This is a genomic window from Streptomyces doebereineriae, assembly GCF_031845645.1.
GTDB lineage: Bacteria > Actinomycetota > Actinomycetes > Streptomycetales > Streptomycetaceae > Streptomyces > Streptomyces canus.
In genome coordinates this window covers 1-311 of record NZ_JAVREZ010000617.1, presented here as the reverse complement: position 1 = coordinate 311, position 311 = coordinate 1, and the positions used below count along the sequence as shown (strand labels likewise).

Sequence of the window (311 nt, the reverse complement as noted above, 5' to 3'; positions counted from 1 at the left end):
CACCCAACAGCGTGCCCGGCACCCCCGCCACTCGTGATCAGCTTTCCACGCTCCGAAGAGCAGTACTTGCAGCCCGAGATGACTGAGAATGCCGAATAATCAACGTTCCACCCATGAGCAACCACCGCAGAACGTGTGCCTGCGTAGTGGCCTCTGACCTCACCCCGAAGGGATCGGTAAGAAGTGCTCCTTAGAAAGGAGGTGATCCAGCCGCACCTTCCGGTACGGCTACCTTGTTACGACTTCGTCCCAATCGCCAGTCCCACCTTCGACAGCTCCCTCCCACAAGGGGTTGGGCCACCGGCTTCGGG

1 rRNA gene is annotated in these 311 nt (G+C 60.1%); it reads right to left on the bottom strand.

The features are described 5' to 3' along the window. Positions 1–194: 194 nt before the first annotated feature. Positions 195–311, bottom strand: a 16S ribosomal RNA gene (locus RNB18_RS53540); the annotation flags it as partial.